General features: G+C 48.7%; 18 protein-coding genes and 5 tRNA genes. 19 read left to right on the top strand and 4 right to left on the bottom strand.

The genetic code is table 11. The annotated features are described in order from the left end of the window. Positions 1-3: 3 nt before the first annotated feature. From AZ602_RS06255 to AZ602_RS06220, 8 genes are all read left to right on the top strand, one after another. A complete protein-coding gene (locus AZ602_RS06255) occupies positions 4-849 on the top strand; it encodes an aminotransferase class IV (RefSeq protein ID WP_103034218.1) in 846 nt (281 codons plus the stop codon). Positions 850-993: 144 nt separating this feature from the next. Then, entirely contained in the window at positions 994-2,127 is a 1,134-nt protein-coding gene (mltG, locus tag AZ602_RS06250) for an endolytic transglycosylase MltG (protein ID WP_103034196.1), read from the top strand. 36 nt (positions 2,128-2,163) lie between these two features. Then, entirely contained in the window at positions 2,164-2,781 is a 618-nt protein-coding gene (gene tmk, locus AZ602_RS06245) for a dTMP kinase (RefSeq protein ID WP_103034195.1), read from the top strand. A 227-nt stretch (positions 2,782-3,008) separates the two neighbouring features. Continuing rightward, the gene (locus AZ602_RS06240; RefSeq protein WP_103034194.1) at positions 3,009-4,403 is read left to right on the top strand and encodes a Do family serine endopeptidase; all 1,395 of its coding nucleotides are present in this window, start codon (positions 3,009-3,011) and stop codon (positions 4,401-4,403) included. A gap of 181 nt (positions 4,404-4,584) precedes the next feature. Then, positions 4,585-5,490, top strand: coding sequence for a 4-hydroxy-tetrahydrodipicolinate synthase (gene dapA / locus AZ602_RS06235; protein ID WP_103034193.1), 906 nt, complete (start codon positions 4,585-4,587; stop codon positions 5,488-5,490). An 86-nt stretch (positions 5,491-5,576) separates the two neighbouring features. Beyond that, complete coding sequence (locus AZ602_RS06230; protein ID WP_103034192.1) at positions 5,577-5,849, top strand: hypothetical protein; 273 nt, start codon at positions 5,577-5,579, stop codon at positions 5,847-5,849. Between the two features lie 70 nt (positions 5,850-5,919). After that, the gene (gene purC, locus AZ602_RS06225; protein WP_103034191.1) at positions 5,920-6,630 is read left to right on the top strand and encodes a phosphoribosylaminoimidazolesuccinocarboxamide synthase; all 711 of its coding nucleotides are present in this window, start codon (positions 5,920-5,922) and stop codon (positions 6,628-6,630) included. Between the two features lie 70 nt (positions 6,631-6,700). Further along, entirely contained in the window at positions 6,701-7,021 is a 321-nt protein-coding gene (locus AZ602_RS06220) for an NGG1p interacting factor NIF3 (protein ID WP_103034217.1), read from the top strand. A 72-nt stretch (positions 7,022-7,093) separates the two neighbouring features. Here AZ602_RS06220 and AZ602_RS06215 read toward each other — a convergent pair whose 3' ends face one another. Next, a complete protein-coding gene (locus AZ602_RS06215) occupies positions 7,094-8,842 on the bottom strand; it encodes an alpha/beta-hydrolase family protein (protein WP_103034190.1) in 1,749 nt (582 codons plus the stop codon). Between the two features lie 227 nt (positions 8,843-9,069). Here AZ602_RS06215 and AZ602_RS06210 point away from each other — a divergent pair, with 227 nt between their 5' ends. From AZ602_RS06210 to AZ602_RS06190, 5 genes are all read left to right on the top strand, one after another. After that, positions 9,070-10,581 carry an anthranilate synthase component I family protein gene (locus AZ602_RS06210; protein WP_103034189.1) on the top strand — a complete coding sequence of 504 codons (1,512 nt, stop codon included), beginning with the start codon at positions 9,070-9,072 and terminating at the stop codon, positions 10,579-10,581. A gap of 136 nt (positions 10,582-10,717) precedes the next feature. Beyond that, a tRNA-Thr gene (locus tag AZ602_RS06205) sits at positions 10,718-10,793 on the top strand. 78 nt (positions 10,794-10,871) lie between these two features. Then, positions 10,872-10,955, top strand: a tRNA-Tyr gene (locus tag AZ602_RS06200). A gap of 25 nt (positions 10,956-10,980) precedes the next feature. Then, positions 10,981-11,054, top strand: a tRNA-Gly gene (locus tag AZ602_RS06195). 15 nt (positions 11,055-11,069) lie between these two features. Continuing rightward, positions 11,070-11,144 (top strand) — tRNA-Thr (locus tag AZ602_RS06190). A 161-nt stretch (positions 11,145-11,305) separates the two neighbouring features. Here AZ602_RS06190 and AZ602_RS06185 read toward each other — a convergent pair. The 3 genes from AZ602_RS06185 to nadR form a co-directional block, all read right to left on the bottom strand. Next, on the bottom strand, positions 11,306-11,740 hold the full coding sequence (locus AZ602_RS06185) for a DUF962 domain-containing protein (RefSeq protein ID WP_103034188.1): 435 nt from the start codon (positions 11,738-11,740) through the stop codon (positions 11,306-11,308). Between the two features lie 114 nt (positions 11,741-11,854). Further along, the gene (pnuC, locus tag AZ602_RS06180) at positions 11,855-12,613 is read right to left on the bottom strand and encodes a nicotinamide riboside transporter PnuC (RefSeq protein WP_103034187.1); all 759 of its coding nucleotides are present in this window, start codon (positions 12,611-12,613) and stop codon (positions 11,855-11,857) included. Continuing rightward, a complete protein-coding gene (gene nadR, locus AZ602_RS06175) occupies positions 12,610-13,785 on the bottom strand; it encodes a multifunctional transcriptional regulator/nicotinamide-nucleotide adenylyltransferase/ribosylnicotinamide kinase NadR (RefSeq protein ID WP_103034186.1) in 1,176 nt (391 codons plus the stop codon). Before nadR ends, pnuC begins: the two co-directional genes overlap by 4 nt. Positions 13,786-13,851: 66 nt before the next feature. Between nadR and AZ602_RS06170 the strand changes: the two genes are divergently transcribed. The 6 genes from AZ602_RS06170 (at position 13,852) to AZ602_RS06145 (ending at position 18,178) form a co-directional block, all read left to right on the top strand. Next, positions 13,852-14,085, top strand: a complete 234-nt coding sequence (locus AZ602_RS06170; RefSeq protein WP_103034185.1) for a PspC domain-containing protein — start codon at positions 13,852-13,854, stop codon at positions 14,083-14,085. 136 nt (positions 14,086-14,221) lie between these two features. Further along, positions 14,222-15,157, top strand: a complete 936-nt coding sequence (gene glyQ / locus AZ602_RS06165) for a glycine--tRNA ligase subunit alpha (RefSeq protein WP_103034184.1) — start codon at positions 14,222-14,224, stop codon at positions 15,155-15,157. Position 15,158: 1 nt separating this feature from the next. Further along, positions 15,159-15,617, top strand: a complete 459-nt coding sequence (locus AZ602_RS06160; protein WP_103034183.1) for a hypothetical protein — start codon at positions 15,159-15,161, stop codon at positions 15,615-15,617. A gap of 28 nt (positions 15,618-15,645) precedes the next feature. After that, entirely contained in the window at positions 15,646-15,933 is a 288-nt protein-coding gene (locus AZ602_RS06155; RefSeq protein ID WP_103034182.1) for a hypothetical protein, read from the top strand. Positions 15,934-15,958: 25 nt separating this feature from the next. Next, entirely contained in the window at positions 15,959-18,025 is a 2,067-nt protein-coding gene (glyS, locus tag AZ602_RS06150) for a glycine--tRNA ligase subunit beta (RefSeq protein WP_103034181.1), read from the top strand. Positions 18,026-18,087: 62 nt separating this feature from the next. Next, positions 18,088-18,178, top strand: a tRNA-Ser gene (locus AZ602_RS06145). The last annotated feature ends 50 nt before the right edge of the window (positions 18,179-18,228 follow it).

Below are 18,228 nucleotides of genomic sequence, written 5' to 3'. Positions count from 1 at the left end.
CTGATGGCGCAATATTATTGTTATCAGCAGGACGGCGCACTTGTGCTGTCAGATGCGCGTATGGATGAGCGAGCCTTTGCTTATGGTGATGGGTTTTTTAGCACCATCGGGGTCTGTGATGGGCAGATGATCTGTGCGCCATTTCATGCCAAGCGTATCCTGACTGGCCTATCAGCGCTGCGATTGAGTGCCAGTGTCGATGAGCTGATGATGGCATTGACGCAGCTTGCTAAGCAAATGCGCGAGGGCATCTTAAAGATCATCATCACTCGCCCCGTGCAGAGCGTGCGTGGCTATGGCTTTGTCGGCATGGCGGCAGCGCAGGCGTACATCAAAGCGATGCCATCGCCTGCGTATCAAGGCGTGCGCTTTAAAGATGGTATTCCTGTTCAGCCTGTGATGGAGCGGCAGATGGTACTGATGCAGGGGCAATTAAGCCATCGATCACCTTGGCTTTCAGGATTAAAGCTGATCGGCTGTCCTGAGCAGGTGCTGATCCATGCTGAGCTTTTGGAGCGACAGCAGCAAGATGACGGTATCACTGATGGACTGGTGTCCAATGTGCATGGGCAGTGGGTCTGTGCAACGATGGGTAATATTTTTTATCAACTCGATGGCTGTTGGTACACACCGCCTGTGGATATCTCGGGTGTGACAGGCGTGATGCGCGCTGCATTGATGGCATCGACTGTGCTGGGCAAGGTACATGAGCGCGTGTTACAGACAGCAGATCTGCCGCTGATCTCGGGTTTGATCACCACCAATGCAGTACGCGGCATCACACCCATCACCAGTCTTTGTGGTCGTCCTTTGACTGATGGCTGGGATGCTGCTGGATTTATCCCTTAGTAATGCTTAACTCATCATCAGTACTGCGCTGAATTTTTAGGCAGATCAATGTCTTACAATTTTCACACGCACGAGCCATAGATTTAGTGGCCATTTGTCATAAAATTTTGCTAAAATGAGCAAAATTCATCATTATGGCAAATTATGGCAACCTCCAAAAAACCTCAAGCAATCAAGCGCTCCACTTCAGGGGCTGCATCGCGTCGTAAGTCGCGCCAAAGACCGCCACCAAAGCAGTCATCACTGACCAAGCTGATACTGGTGGCTGTGGTCGCAGCCGTAATCTTGGCGCTGCTTGTCATTTATCAGACCATCTATGCTCAGACCGACAGAGCGGCTCAGACGCTGAGTGTCGGCAAGGGCGATACTTATCATAGTCTTTTATCAAAAGAGCCGTGGTCGGATTCGGCATTGGCCTCACGATTTGTCACCAAGGCGTATTTGTCGGTGGCAGCCGATAAGCCCTTACAAACCGGCCATTATCAAGTGCCACAAGGGGCAAGTTTGGCGCAGATGGTACGCTTGTTTGGCGAGGGTGCTGCTACCGAAGAAATCAGTGTGCGCATCATCGAAGGTAAGACAATCAAAGATCTGTATCAAACGCTAAAAAACACCGATGGCGTGGTGCTTGAGCTGTTGACACCAGCGGCTGATGGCTACGCGTGGACTGATGTGGCGCGCGATAACGAAGCGGTGGCGGCAGCATTGGGCATTGAATCGCCCAATGGCAATTTGGAAGGCTGGTTTGCGCCGAATACTTATCAATTTGCCAAAGGCACGACAGACACGATGATCCTAAAACGCTTATATGAGGATCAAAAGCGCATCTTGGATCAAGCGTGGCAAGAACGCGATGCCAATTTGCCTTATGCAACGCCATATGAGGCGCTGATCATGGCAAGCATCATCGAAAAAGAAACAGGCATCGCCTCAGAGCGTCATTTGGTGTCCTCGGTGTTTGTCAATCGCCTGCGTCAGGGCATGCGACTACAGACGGATCCGACCATCATTTATGGCCTGTTTGATCGCTATGATGGCACCATTTATCGCAGCAATATCCAAGAAAAAACCGCTTATAATACCTATCAAATCGATGGCCTACCACCGACACCCATCGCGTTGCCATCTGCTGAGGCCATCCGTGCAACCATGCATCCTGATGACAGCGATGTACTGTTTTTCGTGGCGACAGGCAATGGCGGTCATAAGTTTAGCCGCACTTACCAAGAGCATCAAAAAGCGGTTGAAGAATACCGCACGGTGATGCGCAATAAATAGCTTCATGCCCATAACATTACAAAAAGGATGAATAGGATGCAAGGTCGATTTATCAGCTTTGAGGGTACCGAAGGCGTCGGCAAGACCACGGCGATCGATCAGCTGTGCGCGCGATTGACAGCGCGTGGTATTGAGGTGCTGCGCACGCGTGAGCCGGGTGGCAGTGAGCTGGCTGAGGCGCTGCGGACGATGTTTTTGGATCCTGCGCGTCATATCGATGCTGATGCTGAGATCTTGATGATGTTTGCTGCGCGAGCCGATCACATTCACAAGACCATTTTGCCAGCCTTACAAGCGGGCAAGTGGGTGATTTGTGATCGCTTTGTGGACAGCACAGTGGCGTATCAGGGCTTTGGTCGATATGAGGGTGACACCACAGCGCTGAATAAGATTGAGCTGTTGATTGAGCATTTTGTGCCTGTGATGCCCGAGGTGACACTGTGGCTGGATTTGGATGTGGTGACAGGGATGCAGCGCGCTGGTAAGCGTGGCGCGCTCGATCGCTTGGAGTCCAATGACATTGCTTTTTTTGAGCGGGTGCATCGAGGCTTGGAGTATCAATTTGCTCGTCACGGTGAGCGCATCCATCGCATCGATGCCTCAGGCAAGGTCGATGAAGTCGCCGCACGCATTGATGCAGCTTTGGGGATTTGATTTGGGCATCTGTTTGGATATTTGGCGATGGCATGTGGTGGCGCAAAAATCAGCAAGGCGGTTGAGAATCGGGTAAGATTTGATGGGATCAAGAAAGGTTTTGTCGCCAAAACATGCTTGACGCCACACATGAAATTTTGGATACTTTGCAACATTAATCATCATAATTGGTGATTTTTGGTCATTCACCATTAGCAAAATTCCCCAAAATCTGTAAAGGATGTCTCATGAAAAAATCAGCATTGATGCTTTGTTTGATGATGGCAGGCGCAGCCATCACCACCTTACCTGTGGCGACGCCTGCTCATGCACTGGCGAGCGCCGATTTTTCATCATTGGTAGAGCAAGTGGCGCCATCGGTGGTGCGCATCAGTATCACCAAGCAAGTCGATGATGAGACTTTGGCGCAGGCGCGGGCGGTGCAGATGCTCAAAGGCTATCTGGGTGAACAAGCACAGCTGCCGGATATTCCAGTGATAGAGCAAGGTTATGGAACGGGGTTTTTTATCAGCAGTGATGGCTATTTGTTGACCAATCATCATGTCATCGAAGGCGCCGATCGCATCACCGTGACGCTCAATGATCGCACCGAGCTGGATGCCACACTGATCGGCAGCGATGAAAGCTCAGACATTGCCGTGCTAAAAGTCGCTGGCAATCACTATCCTGCGCTGCCTGTCGCCAAAGCGGATATGCTAAAAGTAGGCGAACCTGTGTTGGCCATCGGCTCGCCTTTTGGGTTTGATTACTCGGCATCAGCAGGCATTGTTTCTGCCAAATCTCGCAATGTCAGCCGTGAAGCTGCTGTGCCGTTTATCCAAAGCGATGTTGCGCTCAATCCTGGCAACTCAGGCGGGCCGCTGTTTAACCGCCAAGGTGAGGTCGTTGGTGTCAATTCACTCATATTTAGCGGCACAGGCGGCTATATGGGTCTGTCTTTTTCGATCCCCATCGATGCGGCGATGGATATTTATCAGCAGATTCGCCAAAATGGCAAAGTCACGCGCGTGTATCTGGGCATCTCGGTGCAGGATGTGGATCGTAATTTGGCCGAAGCTTATGGCCTAACCAAGCCACAAGGTGCGCTATTAACACGCGTGGTACCCAATTTCCCTGCCGATCAGGTTGGCCTAAAATCAGGCGATGTGGTGCTGAGTTTTAACCAAATGCCGATTGTCCATGCGCATGATCTGCTCAACCAAATCAATCGAGCCAGACCAAATGATGCATTTGAATTGACCTATCAGCGCCAAGGTAAGGTCTATACCACCAAAGGCAATTTTGGTGAAGCCCAAGAAGACACCGCCATCCAAAGCAGCAATAAAGCCGAAGGCGTGCGCCTAGGGCTGCGCTTGCGAGCGTTGAATGCCAATGAACGACGCACCCTACAAAGCCAAGGCGTGTCAGGCGGCGTACTCGTCACCTCAGTGGATCTGGTCGGCCGCGCCGCCAAAGCAGGCATCAGCACAGGAGATGTGATCATCGGGCTGAATCAACAGAGCATCTCTAGCGTCGAGGACTTTGCATCGGCAGTGACAAATCTGCCAAAAACTGGCGTGATCACCGTTCAGCTGATCCGCCAAGGCACACCAGCCATCATCGGCATGCGCATCGATGAATGAGTGGGTGTTTTCTAACTTTAAGATGGGATTGTAAGGATGTCGCTTGGCTAGGATGCCCAAAACAACCAAAAATAACTACAAATATCCCATGCAAATGTGATACACTAGCAAAGATGATCATAGACCAAACCTGAAGCTGGGATTGGTCACCGTTTTTTTAATCAATCAAGCAAGGCTGCTTATGACAGACGCATATCAACAAATCAAATCCAAACTCCAAGGAGCGATCACTGCTCTGGTAACACCGATGAAGTCTGATGGCGCGGTGGATTATGATGCATTGGCGCGCCTGATTGACTGGCAGATTGATGCAGGGATCCATGCTTTGGTTGCTGTGGGTACGACAGGTGAGTCGGCGACACTGGCGATGGATGAGCATATTGAGGTCATTCGCTTTTTTGTCAAACAAGTGGCAGGCCGCGTCCCTGTCATCGCAGGTACAGGCGCAAACTCCACGCATGAAGCCATAATCTTGACCAGTGCCGCCAAAGAAGCAGGTGCTGACTGTGCGTTGTTGGTGGTTCCTTATTATAATAAGCCAACCCAAGAAGGTATGTACCAGCATTTTAAGGCCATCGCCGAGGCAGTGGATATGCCGCAGATGCTGTATAATGTGCCAGGCCGCACCGTGGCTGATCTGTCTGAGGAGACGGTCAATCGCTTGGCTGATATTGATAATATCGTTGCCATCAAAGACGCTACAGGCGATGTTGATCGCGGTATTAGCCTAATCCGCCGTGTCGGTGATCGTATGGTGGTGCTGTCAGGTGATGATCCGACGGCGCTGACTTTGATGCAACATGGCGCTCGCGGCGATATCTCGGTGACCTCAAATGTCGCACCTGCCCAAATGAGTCAGGTATTTGGTTTGGCGCTTGAAGGACGCTTTGAAGAGGCTGAAGCCATCCATCAAACCATCAAGCATTTGCACCGCGATCTGTTTATCGAATCTAGCCCACAACCTGTCAAATATGCTTTGCACAAAATGGGCAGGATCGATACTGGCATCCGCTTACCGATGGTGTGGCTCAATGAGCAGTATCATCAGCACATCGACGATGCTCTATCAAAAGCCGCATTGCTGTGATGTCTTAGGCACAAAATTTTGATTTGTATTATTGGGTGTTGGTATTAATTGTTTGACTCCAATACCGCCATTTACTTGGAATGTTTATGAAAACTGTAAAATTAACCGCAGGCGTGATGGTGGCCATCGTGGCATTGACGGGCTGTAGTGCCACCAAAGACTTGCTCTCAAAGCGCGATAATGGCAGCTTGGATTATCGTGATGCTGCTCAGTTGCCGCCGATCAAGCTGCCAGCTGATCAACCAGCTGCCGATTTTACGCCACTGTACCAAACCCCAACTGCCACAGGCCAGCTGCCTGATTTTGTGAATGAAGCTGGCAAGCAGTACGAGCTGCCTCGTCCACCGAGCGTCAGATAATTTTCATGTGGTCAGTGAGCTGACTGCATTTTTTTCATTAATTTATAATTGATTAATCATCGAGATAACCATGCAAAAACAAGCGCTACTTTATACTGGCAAAGCCAAATCCGTCTATGAAACCGACAATCCTGATTATCTGATTTTGCATTTTCGCAATGACGCCAGTGCATTTAACGGCGAGAAAATGGCCAGTCTTGACCGCAAAGGCATGGTAAATAATCGCTTTAATGCATTTATCATGCAAAAGCTGGCTGAGGCAGGTGTGGAGACGCATTTTGTCGAGCAGCTGTCGGATGACGAGGTGCTTGTTAAGCGTCTGAAAATGATTCCCGTTGAGGCGGTTGTGCGCAATTACGCTGCAGGCGGTCTGATGAAGCGCTTGGGTCTGAGCGAAGGTTTGCCGCTATTGCCGCCGACTTATGAGCTGTTTTATAAGGATGATGGCTTGGGCGACCCGATGCTGTCAGAATCGACCGCCATCGCGCTTGGTTATGCCACCGCTGATGAGTTGGCGCAGATGCAGTCATTAACCTTAAAGGTCAATGAAGTGCTGTCAAAGCTGTTTGATGATGCAGGTCTGATGTTGGTGGACTTTAAGCTAGAATTTGGTCTGTTCCAAGGCCGCGTGGTGCTTGGCGATGAATTTTCGCCAGACGGCTGCCGTTTGTGGGATAAAGATACTAAGAAAAAGCTTGATAAAGACCGTTTCCGCCAAGGCTTGGGTGATGTCGTCGAAGGCTATGAAGAAGTCGCACGCCGTATCGGTGTGGCGCTATAATGGCGTGATCGTCCATATCTAAGATCATTAAAATATCTAAGATTATCAAAGAGTTGTCATGTATTTTCAAATGTATAAAATCGTCACCTACATCCCCGAGAGTGATCTTGAGGCAGTTAAGAATGCGATGTTTGAGGCGGGTGCAGGCCACTTTGGCAATTATGAATGCTGCAGTTGGCAGACACTTGGTGTGGGTCAGTTTCGTCCGATGACAGGTTCTCACCCAGCCATCGGCACGGTCGGCGAGATCGCGCAAGTGTCTGAGTGGAAGGTGGAGATGATCGTCCCTGAAAATAAGCTGTACGATGTGGTCGCCGCCTATAAGCAGGCGCATCCGTATGAGGTGCCTGCTTATGAAGTGTACCAGACTGTCGATGTAGAGGGTGATTGATCTTGATCAATCTGCCCGAGATAGCACAAAAGCCCTTGATGATCAAGGGCTTTTGTATGGGCGGTCAAAGGGCTAATCATCACGCTCAGCGATGCCTTCATCGACGCGTTGATCGATGGCAGCAGCCAATGCCTCATACGATGGTGTATTAGTATCGAGCACCGCCTGCCAAGCATGGATGGCGTCATAGCGGTAGATGTGGCCATGCCCAGGCGGAGTGTTGTTCGAGGCTGGCATGTCCAAGCTAAGCTCCCATAGGCTTAATATCGGCAGCCACATAGGCACGCGAGCGATGTCGCGCCCAGCAGCTTCGCGCATCCAGTCAGGCCTTTGGTATAGCATGGTTGGTGACCACCAAACGATCGGATCTGAGGCATATTGCACAAAGACGATGCGCGGCGTCTGCCAGTTTTGATACTGGTGACCCTGTGGATGGCCTTGACCGCTCAGCATCTCAGGATAATCCATAAAGCGTACATGTCGGCCGCCATCAATGATCGGCAGCGTCTCAGTACTGGGCTTGCTGCGCATTTGCACCAGATGCGACCACAGATGGCTAAGTCTTGGTGTCCCAACCCACACTGCGCCATCGATTTCAGTGATTAGCTGTTCATAAGTCTGAAAATTACTTTGGGTGGCAAAAGCGCCCAAAGATTCGCCAGCTAAGTATAGCTTGGGGCGATCGGCCTGTGGCATGGCGTTGAGTCTTTGTTTGATGGCTTGATACAGCAGCCGATTGACTTGACTGGAAGCTTCTTGGTCAACGATGAATGATACTTGACTGGGCAGATAAGAATACTGCACGGCCACGCTGGCGATGTCACCATCGGTCAGATATTCTGCCGCCAGACTGCTGTATTCTTCGACCCAGCCACGACCAGTCGCACCATGAATGACCAGATGCTGCCGCTGCCAAGCATTGGTGCGATCCAGCTCTTGTAGGGCGATGGCCACCAGTTCATCGGCTTCGGTGGTGATGGGGTTTTGGTGATTAAGGCCTGCAAATACACGGATCGGCTCAATGGCAGGGCGGCCAGTCAAGGCAGAGATGTCCTCGGCAGTCGGGCCCAAAGAGACAAATCGCTGACCATAATGACCCAGTGCTTGCCAAGGCTGTGCCGAGATGCCATCGACGCCAGAGCGGTTGGGGCCGGTCGGCGCATTTAGTGCGTCAGGCTCAGTCAAATCAAGCGCCAGAGCTTTTTGGGAGATGGTTTGCAGCGCAGGACGCCACACATAATTGCGCGTCAATCCAAACAGCAGCGAGGCGACCAAAATACTGGCACCTACCCAAGCCAACGCACGGATCGGCAGATGCAGCTTTGGGGCGATGAGATTGACCAGCCATTCGGTCAGTATCACAAGCCAGCGGCTGATCGCCACCAGCGCCAACCAGAACACCAGCCCAATCGCCGCCGCAGCAAAAGCCATCCACAGTGACTCATCTGGCATCTCCATCAGCTGACGCATCGCTTGCATGACTTGCCAGTGATGCAGTGTCATCACCCCAAGACCGATGATTCCAAGGATGACGATCGCTAAGCGGTATTTTGCAGCCAGTCTGATCTTTTGCTGCGCGCACAGATGGCAGCCTAAATCCATGCAGCCAGTCAATAGCTTGCCAAAGGCATAGCCGATGGCACCCGACACGCCGCAACACACCGCCTGCACGAGCCACGAGCGTGGCAGCAGCATCGGTGTCATCGTGATATAAAAGCACAAAAATCCCAGCACCAATCCAGTCATGGATAAGGTCTGAAAAAACGCCCACGGTGAGCGGATGGGGTGCAGCGAAGGCGAATCTGTAACAACTCTGGGCATGAAAGATCCATCAATTAAAACAAACAGACTTTGTGGTGCATGCCACAAAATACTCAACAATTCATCAAATCGGCAATAAATTTCTCACGGTGATTTTAGCATTTTAACTCAATAAAAAAATCCCTTATCAGGATAGATTTGTTGTAAAAGCGTTATTAATTTGAGGTTTTTTAGCGTTGGCTTTTGTGCTATGATAAGTTAATTTTGGAAATTTTTTTGAGAACGAAATGTCCCAGCCATTAAGCCAAGAGCAGTTTTTAGACCTAAAAAATCAAGGCTACAGCCATGTACCACTCATCAAAAAACGCCTGATGGACGATGCGACACCGGTGTCGGTATTTGCCAATATTCGCAAACTAAACCCAAAAGCTTATTTGTTTGAGTCGGTGGTCGGCGGTGAGCGTTTTGCTCGTTATTCGATGATTGGGCTTGGCAAGGGCGTGTATTTTGAATACCAAGATGGCGTGATGAAAGTCGGCAGCGAGCTGGTGGGCGTGGTGTCGAGTACCCAAACGGACAAGCCATTTGATGAAATCCGCAAATTCATGGCACAGTTTACCATGCCGACGGTGGAGGATGTGCCAGCGTTGCCGGTGTTTAGCGGTGGTTTGGTGGGATATTTTGGTTATGATTTGATTCGCACCATTGAGCCATCGGTGGGGCAGTCGGATGTACCCAATCCGCTGAATCTGCCTGATTTGTGGTTGATGTTATCGACCGAAGTGGTGGTGTTTGATAATCTTGAGCATACTTTATCCATCGTCGTCTATGCCAATAGCGAGCTTGAAAATGGCTATGAAGATGGACTGGCGCGCTTAGCTGCGATTGAACAAGCACTGGGACAGCGACCTGATTTGACCACGACCACACAACCTAAGCCAAACTTTGTGTCTGTCACAGGTCAGGATAAGTTCTGCAAGGATGTTAATAAAATCAAAGACTACATCCTAGCAGGTGATGTCATGCAAGTCGTGCCTGCACAGCGTATGACGGCGGATTTTGATGGTGATGCCTTGAGTGTGTATCGAGCGCTGCGTTATCTGAACCCATCGCCGTATTTGTTTATGCTGCATGGTGAGACTTTTGGCGTGGGCAAATCGCCATTTGACATCATTGGGGCATCGCCTGAGATTTTATCTCGTATCGAAGATGGTACGGTCACGGTGCGACCACTGGCAGGCACTCGCCGTCGTGGGCGTGATGTGGCAGAGGATTTGGCACTTGAGGCAGAACTGCTGTCCGACCAAAAAGAAATCGCCGAACATCTGATGCTGATTGACCTTGGGCGTAATGACATCGGACGAGTATGTCAAATCGGCTCAGTCAAGGTGACGGATAAGATGTTTATCGAACGCTACTCGCAGGTGATGCACATCGCCAGCAATGTCGAAGGTCAAGTGCGAGATGATGTCGATGCGCTCGATGTGTTTTGTGCGACTTTTCCGGCAGGTACGCTGTCGGGCGCGCCTAAAATCCGAGCCATGCAGATCATTGATGAAGTTGAGCCTGTTCGCCGTACGGTGTTTGGTGGGGCGATTGGCTATTTGGGCTGGCATGGCAATATGGATACGGCGATTGCCATTCGCACCGCGGTGATGAAAGATGGCAAGGTGCATGTCCAAGCAGGGGCAGGCGTGGTGGCGGATTCTGATCCGATAGCAGAATGGGATGAGACCAACAAAAAAGCCCTTGCCATCATCAAAGCGGTCGAGATGGCGTGTGATGGGCTTGAGATTTAAGCATATATTATGGCAGAAATTTTGATAAAAATATTATTTAAATCAATAGCTTATAAAAATAAATCAATTTTTATCAAAAAAAAGCTTGCACATTCTCAAAAATTTGCTATTATATGCAGCACTTAGGAAGTACACCGCCGGCTTAGCTCAGTTGGTAGAGCAACTGACTTGTAATCAGTAGGTCGCCAGTTCGATTCCGGCAGCCGGCACCATTCCTAAGAAAGCATTAGGTCAAGCCCAGTAACGGGCTTAACTTTTACCAGACCAGTAAAAGCATACCTATCTACTTTGGTGGGGTTGGGGAGCGGTCAAACCCAACAGACTGTAACTCTGTCGCGAAAGCTTCGAAGGTTCGAATCCTTCCCCCACCACCATTATTCCCTACCTAGGTACTACCCTGCGGGTGTAGTTTAGTGGTAGAACCTCAGCCTTCCAAGCTGATGGTGCGGGTTCGATTCCCGCCACCCGCTCCATATATTAGCGATTTTGCTCTTGTAGCTCAGGGGTAGAGCACTCCCTTGGTAAGGGAGAGGTCACGAGTTCAATTCTCGTCAAGAGCTCCATATTCAAATCCTTGTCGGTGAATACTGACAAGGATTTTTATTTATTCAGACAAAATCATGATAGATTTTACCATTTCGCTGTGCATATTTTAAAATTACCAAATCAACGAAAATTTATGCCAGATTCACCAGATAGGCTGTCAATGATATTAGGCGATGGCCTATGATGACAAGCGCCGACCCATATCATGCACCACCCACGCAGGGCCGATGAGCAAAAATTGCAAATCTTCAAAGAATGATGGCTTGGCGCCTTCGATTTTATGCCCAACAAATTGCCCAATCCATGCCACCACAAATAGCCCAACCCAAAACCACACCGACACTGGCAGATAATAAACCACTGCAATGCACAACGCCATAAAAATCAGCATCTGCATAAATAACACCAGCGACAAACGCAGATAAAAGAACAGCACCCCCACAGCAATCACGCCAAGTAGTCCGATATGCACATGATACAACAGTGCGACAATGCATAGGAAAATCACTGGCACGCATAGCCAATGGATGGATTTGTTGGTGGGATTTTGGTGGCTGACAGCATAGTCATCAAGCCATGTTTGTAGTGATTTTTGACTGACGAATAACGACATGACAACTCCTTTTGTTGATGCTTCCAAAGGTTTTTATACTGTAACCAATTTTTGGATAATTTTCAAAGGATTTTTATAAAAATAAAGACCGCAAGCAGCAGTCTTTAAGTCATTTTAATGGATGCCTTTGACGAGCTGTTCACTGCGATACCAGCCGTACAGTCCCACCACGGCATTGACTTGATAAATCACCGTTTGGATGGCAAAGATGGTATTGCCTGTCATCAGATTGACAATCAGCCATACAGCATTGACTAGAATCCACAGCCACCAGTTGAATGAATACCGTAAAATCATCGTCGCCTGTGCGGTGATGGATAGCACAAACGCCACGACATTAATCCAAAAAAAGTCAATCACCCCCAAAAACTGACTGCCATCATCATCGATGACACCATAGCCTTGGGCATCGAGCCAGCGGTTAATCATTGGAAACAGCGCAAGACCTACAATGATAAAGCCAATGGTCAAAAGCCAGACATATTTGTTGGCGGATTTTGGTATCATATTGCCATCGGCATCGGTGTTGTTCGCCCAGTATTTGACCCCATAAGCATGGCTAAAAAAGTTAAACAAAGGTGCAAGCATCAGTCCCACCGCCCCTGATGTCGCCTGCACGATCACTTCACCTGCGGTGGCAAGCATCCCAAGCCCATTGCCTGCGATGTTTTTGCGAAAGCTAAGACTCACCACACATAGCAGACCAATCACAGATACCAATAAATAAAACCAGTCCAATGATGTCTGCTCAGTCGTCGTCCAAAACCCAAAAAACAGCGCAAGCAGACCACAGCTGAACCAAATCAGCACCCAATAGACGCTCCAGTCGTGCTTGCCAAAGCCAGTGATGTTATCCAATAGAGCGATTTTCATAGGGTGGTATCCTGTGGGCGTTGTGTCAAAATCGTGGGTGTCTTGCCTAGTATCTGCGTATCAATCCATGAGATGGCTTGTTGGTAGCGTTCGTGATAATCGGCATCATCGATCACATGATGATGGATGTCGTGCCGAGTCAAGATGTCGAGCAGTGTCTGAGCAAAGTGGCTGCGCGCTTTGGTGTCGCCAAGCCTACGCATCCCATCAGCGACCCACATGACATTATTATCCAAATAAATGGTGAAATCTGCGCGAAAATGATCAGCAAGGCTTGCCACGACAGGGTGGGTGCGGTTTTCATACACTTCACAAAATGCCTGCGTCGTCGCAAAATCCGTATCAATCAAGGTGATAGGGGCGGTGGCATGGGCAGTGGCATCCATGATGGCTTTGGCATGATTGATGGCAATCGGCAGATAATCACTGTACTGTAGGCCAAGCTCTGTACCGCCAAGGTGCGAGTGCGCATAAAGCCGTCCCATCTCAAGGGCGATGTTGGCACCGTAATGATTGGCAAGCTTATGAATGAGTGTGGTTTTGCCCGAGCTTTCGCCACCGACGATGCACACCGTCTGGGTATAAAAATAGCAGCAGGCAGGGGCAAGCTGATCAAAGTGCTGTAGTGGATGCTGACAGATCGCCATGCGCTGTGATCGCAGGTCAGTATCGAGATTGGCTTGATACACCTGCGTCGATGTCGTATCGATGGCAAGCGCTTGACATACTTGCGAAAACTGTCCATCATCAAGCCTAGCATCCTGCTGATAATCAAAGGCGATATCTAGCCCAAGACTCTGCGTGGTATGAACTTTGATAAATCCAAACTGCTGACACGCCACTTGTACCCATCGTGCGACATCCTGTAGATTGGCAGTACGACCACTCGGTAGTGGCCGCTTGATAGGTGGTGTGATGACGATGTGTAGCGTTTCGGCAATGCCGGCGGCATGATTAATATCGGCAAGATGACCCAGATGCAATGGGGCAAAATCACCGATCAGTAGGGCATTGCTCGCCTTTGTCATCTTGTCATCCTTTGTAAGTCTTTGTTGTGTTTTGTACGAAGTGATCGAGCGTGCTTGAAATCGCGTGCGATGACAACTATTAATATGATAAGTCTGCTGGCGCTGCACTGTTTTATTAAAATTAACATTATATCTAAGTTGCATATTGCTGGCAAGTCATCATTAAAACGACTGATAATCATTATAGTCATCATCATACGGAGTGATTTTATGGCAAAACTCATCAAACTTCACCGCTCACAAAACCATCGCATGATTGCAGGCGTGATGGGTGGTATCGCCGAATATTTGGGTTGGTCGCCAACGATGGTACGCCTAGCGTTTGTGATTATCTCGTGTGCCAGTGTTGCCGTACCAGGGATTTTGATTTATCTTGTGTTGTGGCTATTGATGCCAAATGCGACCGCGGCATCGTATGCTGATTATGGCGTTTATCGTTCATAATCGATAGCAAATTTCTCTGCAAAACATCCCACAAAATCCGCCCAAATCTTGAAAAAGAATGGAAAAAATGCCTGTTGTTTAGTACAATGGGCATTATTTTTTATCTTAATTTTACACGAAAATTGGGCGAGACATCATGACCTTTCAACAAATTATTCTAACACTTCAAAACTACTGGGCAGACCGTGGCTGTGTGGTACTTCAGCCTTATGACATGGAAATGGGCGCAGGTACATTCCATACGGCGACCTTTTTGCGTGCCTTGACCCCCGAAAAATGGAACGCCGCTTATGTGCAGCCATCTCGTCGCCCGACCGATGGACGCTATGGCGACAACCCAAATCGCCTACAGCACTATTATCAATTCCAAGTGGTGCTAAAGCCCAATCCTGCCAATATCCAAGAGCTGTATTTGGGCTCGCTAGAAGCACTCGGCATTGATACTTTGACCCATGATATTCGCTTTGTCGAGGATAACTGGGAAAGTCCAACACTAGGTGCTTGGGGGCTTGGCTGGGAAGTGTGGCTAAACGGCATGGAAGTGACGCAGTTTACTTATTTCCAACAAGTCGGCGGTATTGAGTGCTTCCCTGTGACGGGCGAGATTACTTATGGTCTTGAGCGTCTGGCGATGTATATTCAAGGCGTGGACAGCGTCTATGATCTAGTGTGGACAGATGGCGAGTTTGGCAAAGTGACCTATGGCGATGTGTTCCACCAAAACGAAGTGGAGCAGTCCACCTATAACTTTGAATACGCCAATGTCGATAAGCTGTTTGAATTATTTGATTTTTATGAAAGCGAGGCGGATAGATTGGTGGCGGTGAATTTGCCACTGCCTGCCTATGAGATGGTGCTAAAGGCAAGCCATACCTTTAACCTGCTTGACGCTCGTGGAGCGATTTCGGTTACCGAACGCCAACGCTTTATTCTAAGGGTGCGTACACTTGCCCGCAAAGTGGCGGTCAGCTACACCGAAGCTCGTGCCAAACTTGGCTTCCCATTGGCGGACGAAGCGCATAAGGCAGAAGCACTGGAGAAGTGGTTGCCAAAGGATGAACAGGAGAAATAAGATGAAAAAATTGACATTAAAGACAGTTATCGCCTTAACTATGATAGGTTGGAGTGTGGTTGCAAATGCTGTGCCTAATGTTTGGACTGGAGGTACTCAACATGGATATTACAACAGTAAGATTGAAAACGACAAAAAACAGACATTGTCTTTGAGTTGCGATGTTGCAAACGGCTCAGGACATGGTGCATATTTTTACAGCAAAGAATTTCCAGGTGAGTTTGGATTTGGTATTGGTATTAACGAATATGACCTAACCTTTTTGATTGACGAAGAGGAGGTTTTGTCGGATTATGACTTAAATCAAGACTATGATGGATTTTTCAGTGATATTATTTCTGCAAAAGAAATTAAAGTGTATAAAGACAATCAGCTGATTGGAAAGTTTAATCCAACAGAAAAAAGTCGTCGTGCACACTTATCGAGGTTTGAAAAGAACTGTCAGCCAGAAGAATGGTAATTAATAAAATTAGAGATACTATATTATTATGAAAAATTCAAGAAAGTTCTCATTAATCCTTATTTTATCAGCATTCCTAACTGCCTGTGGCTTTATTGGTGGTAATGACAGCGAGAGCGATACCAGCGAAAATACTAAGCAAACCACTCGCCAAAGCAGTAATGATAGCGATCGTGATAATGACGGCGATAATCAAGGTGACAACGATCGTGACAGCGACCGCGACAATGATGACGACAATGAGCGTGATGGCAGTGGCGACCGTGACAACGACCAAGATAGTGACCGTGACGATGGCGATCAAAAAGACGATTGATTAGCATAAAAATATTGGAAAAACTATGACCACAATCCTATTTGAACTTGGCACCGAAGAGCTGCCACCAAAGAACCTAAAGACCTTGCGTGATGCTTTGACGGACAATGTCAAAGCCGCCTTGGAGAGCCAAAATATCGCCTATGAAGCGATTAAGCCTTTTGCTGCACCACGCCGTCTGGCACTGCAGATTGTCGGTATCAGCGACAAACAGCCTGACCGCACCGAACAAAAACGCGGCCCTGCGGTCAAAGCTGCCTTTGATAGCGACGGCAATCTGACCAAAGCAGGTCTTGGCTTTGCCAGTGGACTGGGTATCACCAAAGATGACATCATCACCATCAGCACGGATAAGGGCGACTATATCGGTTATGAATTGACCGTACAAGGTAAGCCTGTCACCGAGCTTCTACCAGCGATTTTCCAAAAAGCCCTAGATGATTTGCCGATCGCCAAGCGTATGCGTTCGGGTGCGAGCAAAGAAGAGTTCGTCCGCCCTGTGCAATGGGTGGTACTGATGGCAGATAGCACGGTGATTGATGCGACCATTCAAGGTCACAAGGCAGGCAATGCCACTCGTGGCCATCGCTTCCACGCCCCTGATTTTGTCAGTATCGCTCATGCCGATGAGTATGAAGCAGTCCTACAAAATGCCAAAGTCATCGCCGATTTTGATAAGCGTCAAGCAGCAATCAAAAAGCAAGTTGCCAAGCTGTCTGATGAAGTCGGTGCCGTTGCCATCGTGCCTGATGAGTTGCTTGATGAAGTCACCGCTTTGGTGGATTTACCAGTGGCACTACGAGCCAGCTTTGAAGAGCGTTTTTTGGCGGTGCCCCAAGAAGCCCTAATCAGCACCATGCAGGCTGACCAAAAGTATTTTTGCTTGACCGATAAAGATGGTAAGCTGTTGCCGTATTTTGTATTTATTAGTAATATTGAAAGTAAAGATCCAAGCCAAGTGATTTTTGGTAACGAAAAAGTCGTGCGTCCACGCCTATCGGATGCTGAATTTTTCTTTTTACAAGACCAAAAGCAGCCGCTGTTTGCCTTGACCGAAAATCTAAAAAATCGTATTTTCCAAGATAAGCTTGGCACAATTTGGGAAAAATCAGAGCGTATCGCTAGCTTAGCGGCATATATCGCTGGCCAAATCGATGCAGATAGTGAGCACGCGATTCGTGCAGCGCATCTATCCAAGTGCGACCTTGCCAGTACGCTGGTTGGTGAATTCCCTGAGCTACAAGGTGTGGCAGGCACTTATTATGCCCGTCTAAATGGCGAAGCCAAAGGCGTGGCGGATGCCATCGAAGAGCAGTATTTGCCTAAGTTTGCTGGTGATAAACTGCCTGCGACCGACATCGGCACGGCTCTTGCTTTGGCGGATCGTATTGATACGCTGGTGGGGATTTTTGGCATCGGCGAGATTCCGACAGGTTCAAAAGACCCATTCAGCTTGCGTCGTGCATCGATTGGTGTACTGCGGATTTTGATTGAAAAACGCCTAAATCTTGGCCTAAGTGAGTTGATTCAGCACGCTTTGAGCGGCTATGGTGATAAGCTTAGCGATGCTGCCAAGACTTTTGATGAGGTGATGGAATTTATCAATGCTCGTTATCGTGCGATGTACAGCGAGCAGGGTGTAGCGGTGGATACCATCCAAGCGGTGCAGGCGATGAATATTGATGTGCCGATGGATTTTGATGATCGTATCCGTGCGGTACAGGTGTTCCGCAGTCTGCCACAGGCGGGCGTGCTTGCTGAGAATAATAAGCGCGTTGCCAATATCCTAGCCAAAGCTGATGTTGCGGTGAGTGATGCGGTCGATGAAGCAGTGTTGGTGGAAGCAGCCGAAAAAGCACTCTTTGATGCGGTGAAATCTGCCCAAGCTGCCGTCTTGCCACTACAAGCTGCCGCCGATTATCAAGCGATTTTGACCACATTGGCAAGCTTATCAGAGCCTTTGACCGCTTTCTTTGATGATGTGATGGTCAATAGCGATGATGCCAAGCTCAAAGCAAATCGCCTAGCGCTGCTACAGCAAGTGCGAAATCTGTTTATGCTGGTGGCGGATATTAGCTTGCTACAGGGCTGATACCAAAAAAATTACCAAAACTCATGACAAATTATGGTTTTTTGGGTATAATAGGCAGCCTTGGAGACGTGGCTGAGTGGTCGAAAGCGCACGCCTGGAAAGTGTGTATACGTTAATAGCGTATCGAGGGTTCGAATCCCTCCGTCTCCGCCATCCATGATTTTTGCAAGGATTTGCAACAAACTTCAAAGACAAGCAAACAC

Source organism: Moraxella sp. RCAD0137 (assembly GCF_002894025.1).
Classification (GTDB): Bacteria; Pseudomonadota; Gammaproteobacteria; order Pseudomonadales; family Moraxellaceae; genus Moraxella; species Moraxella porci.
The sequence above is the reverse complement of the archived record's forward strand: the minus strand, read 5'-3'. Positions and strand labels throughout refer to the sequence as shown.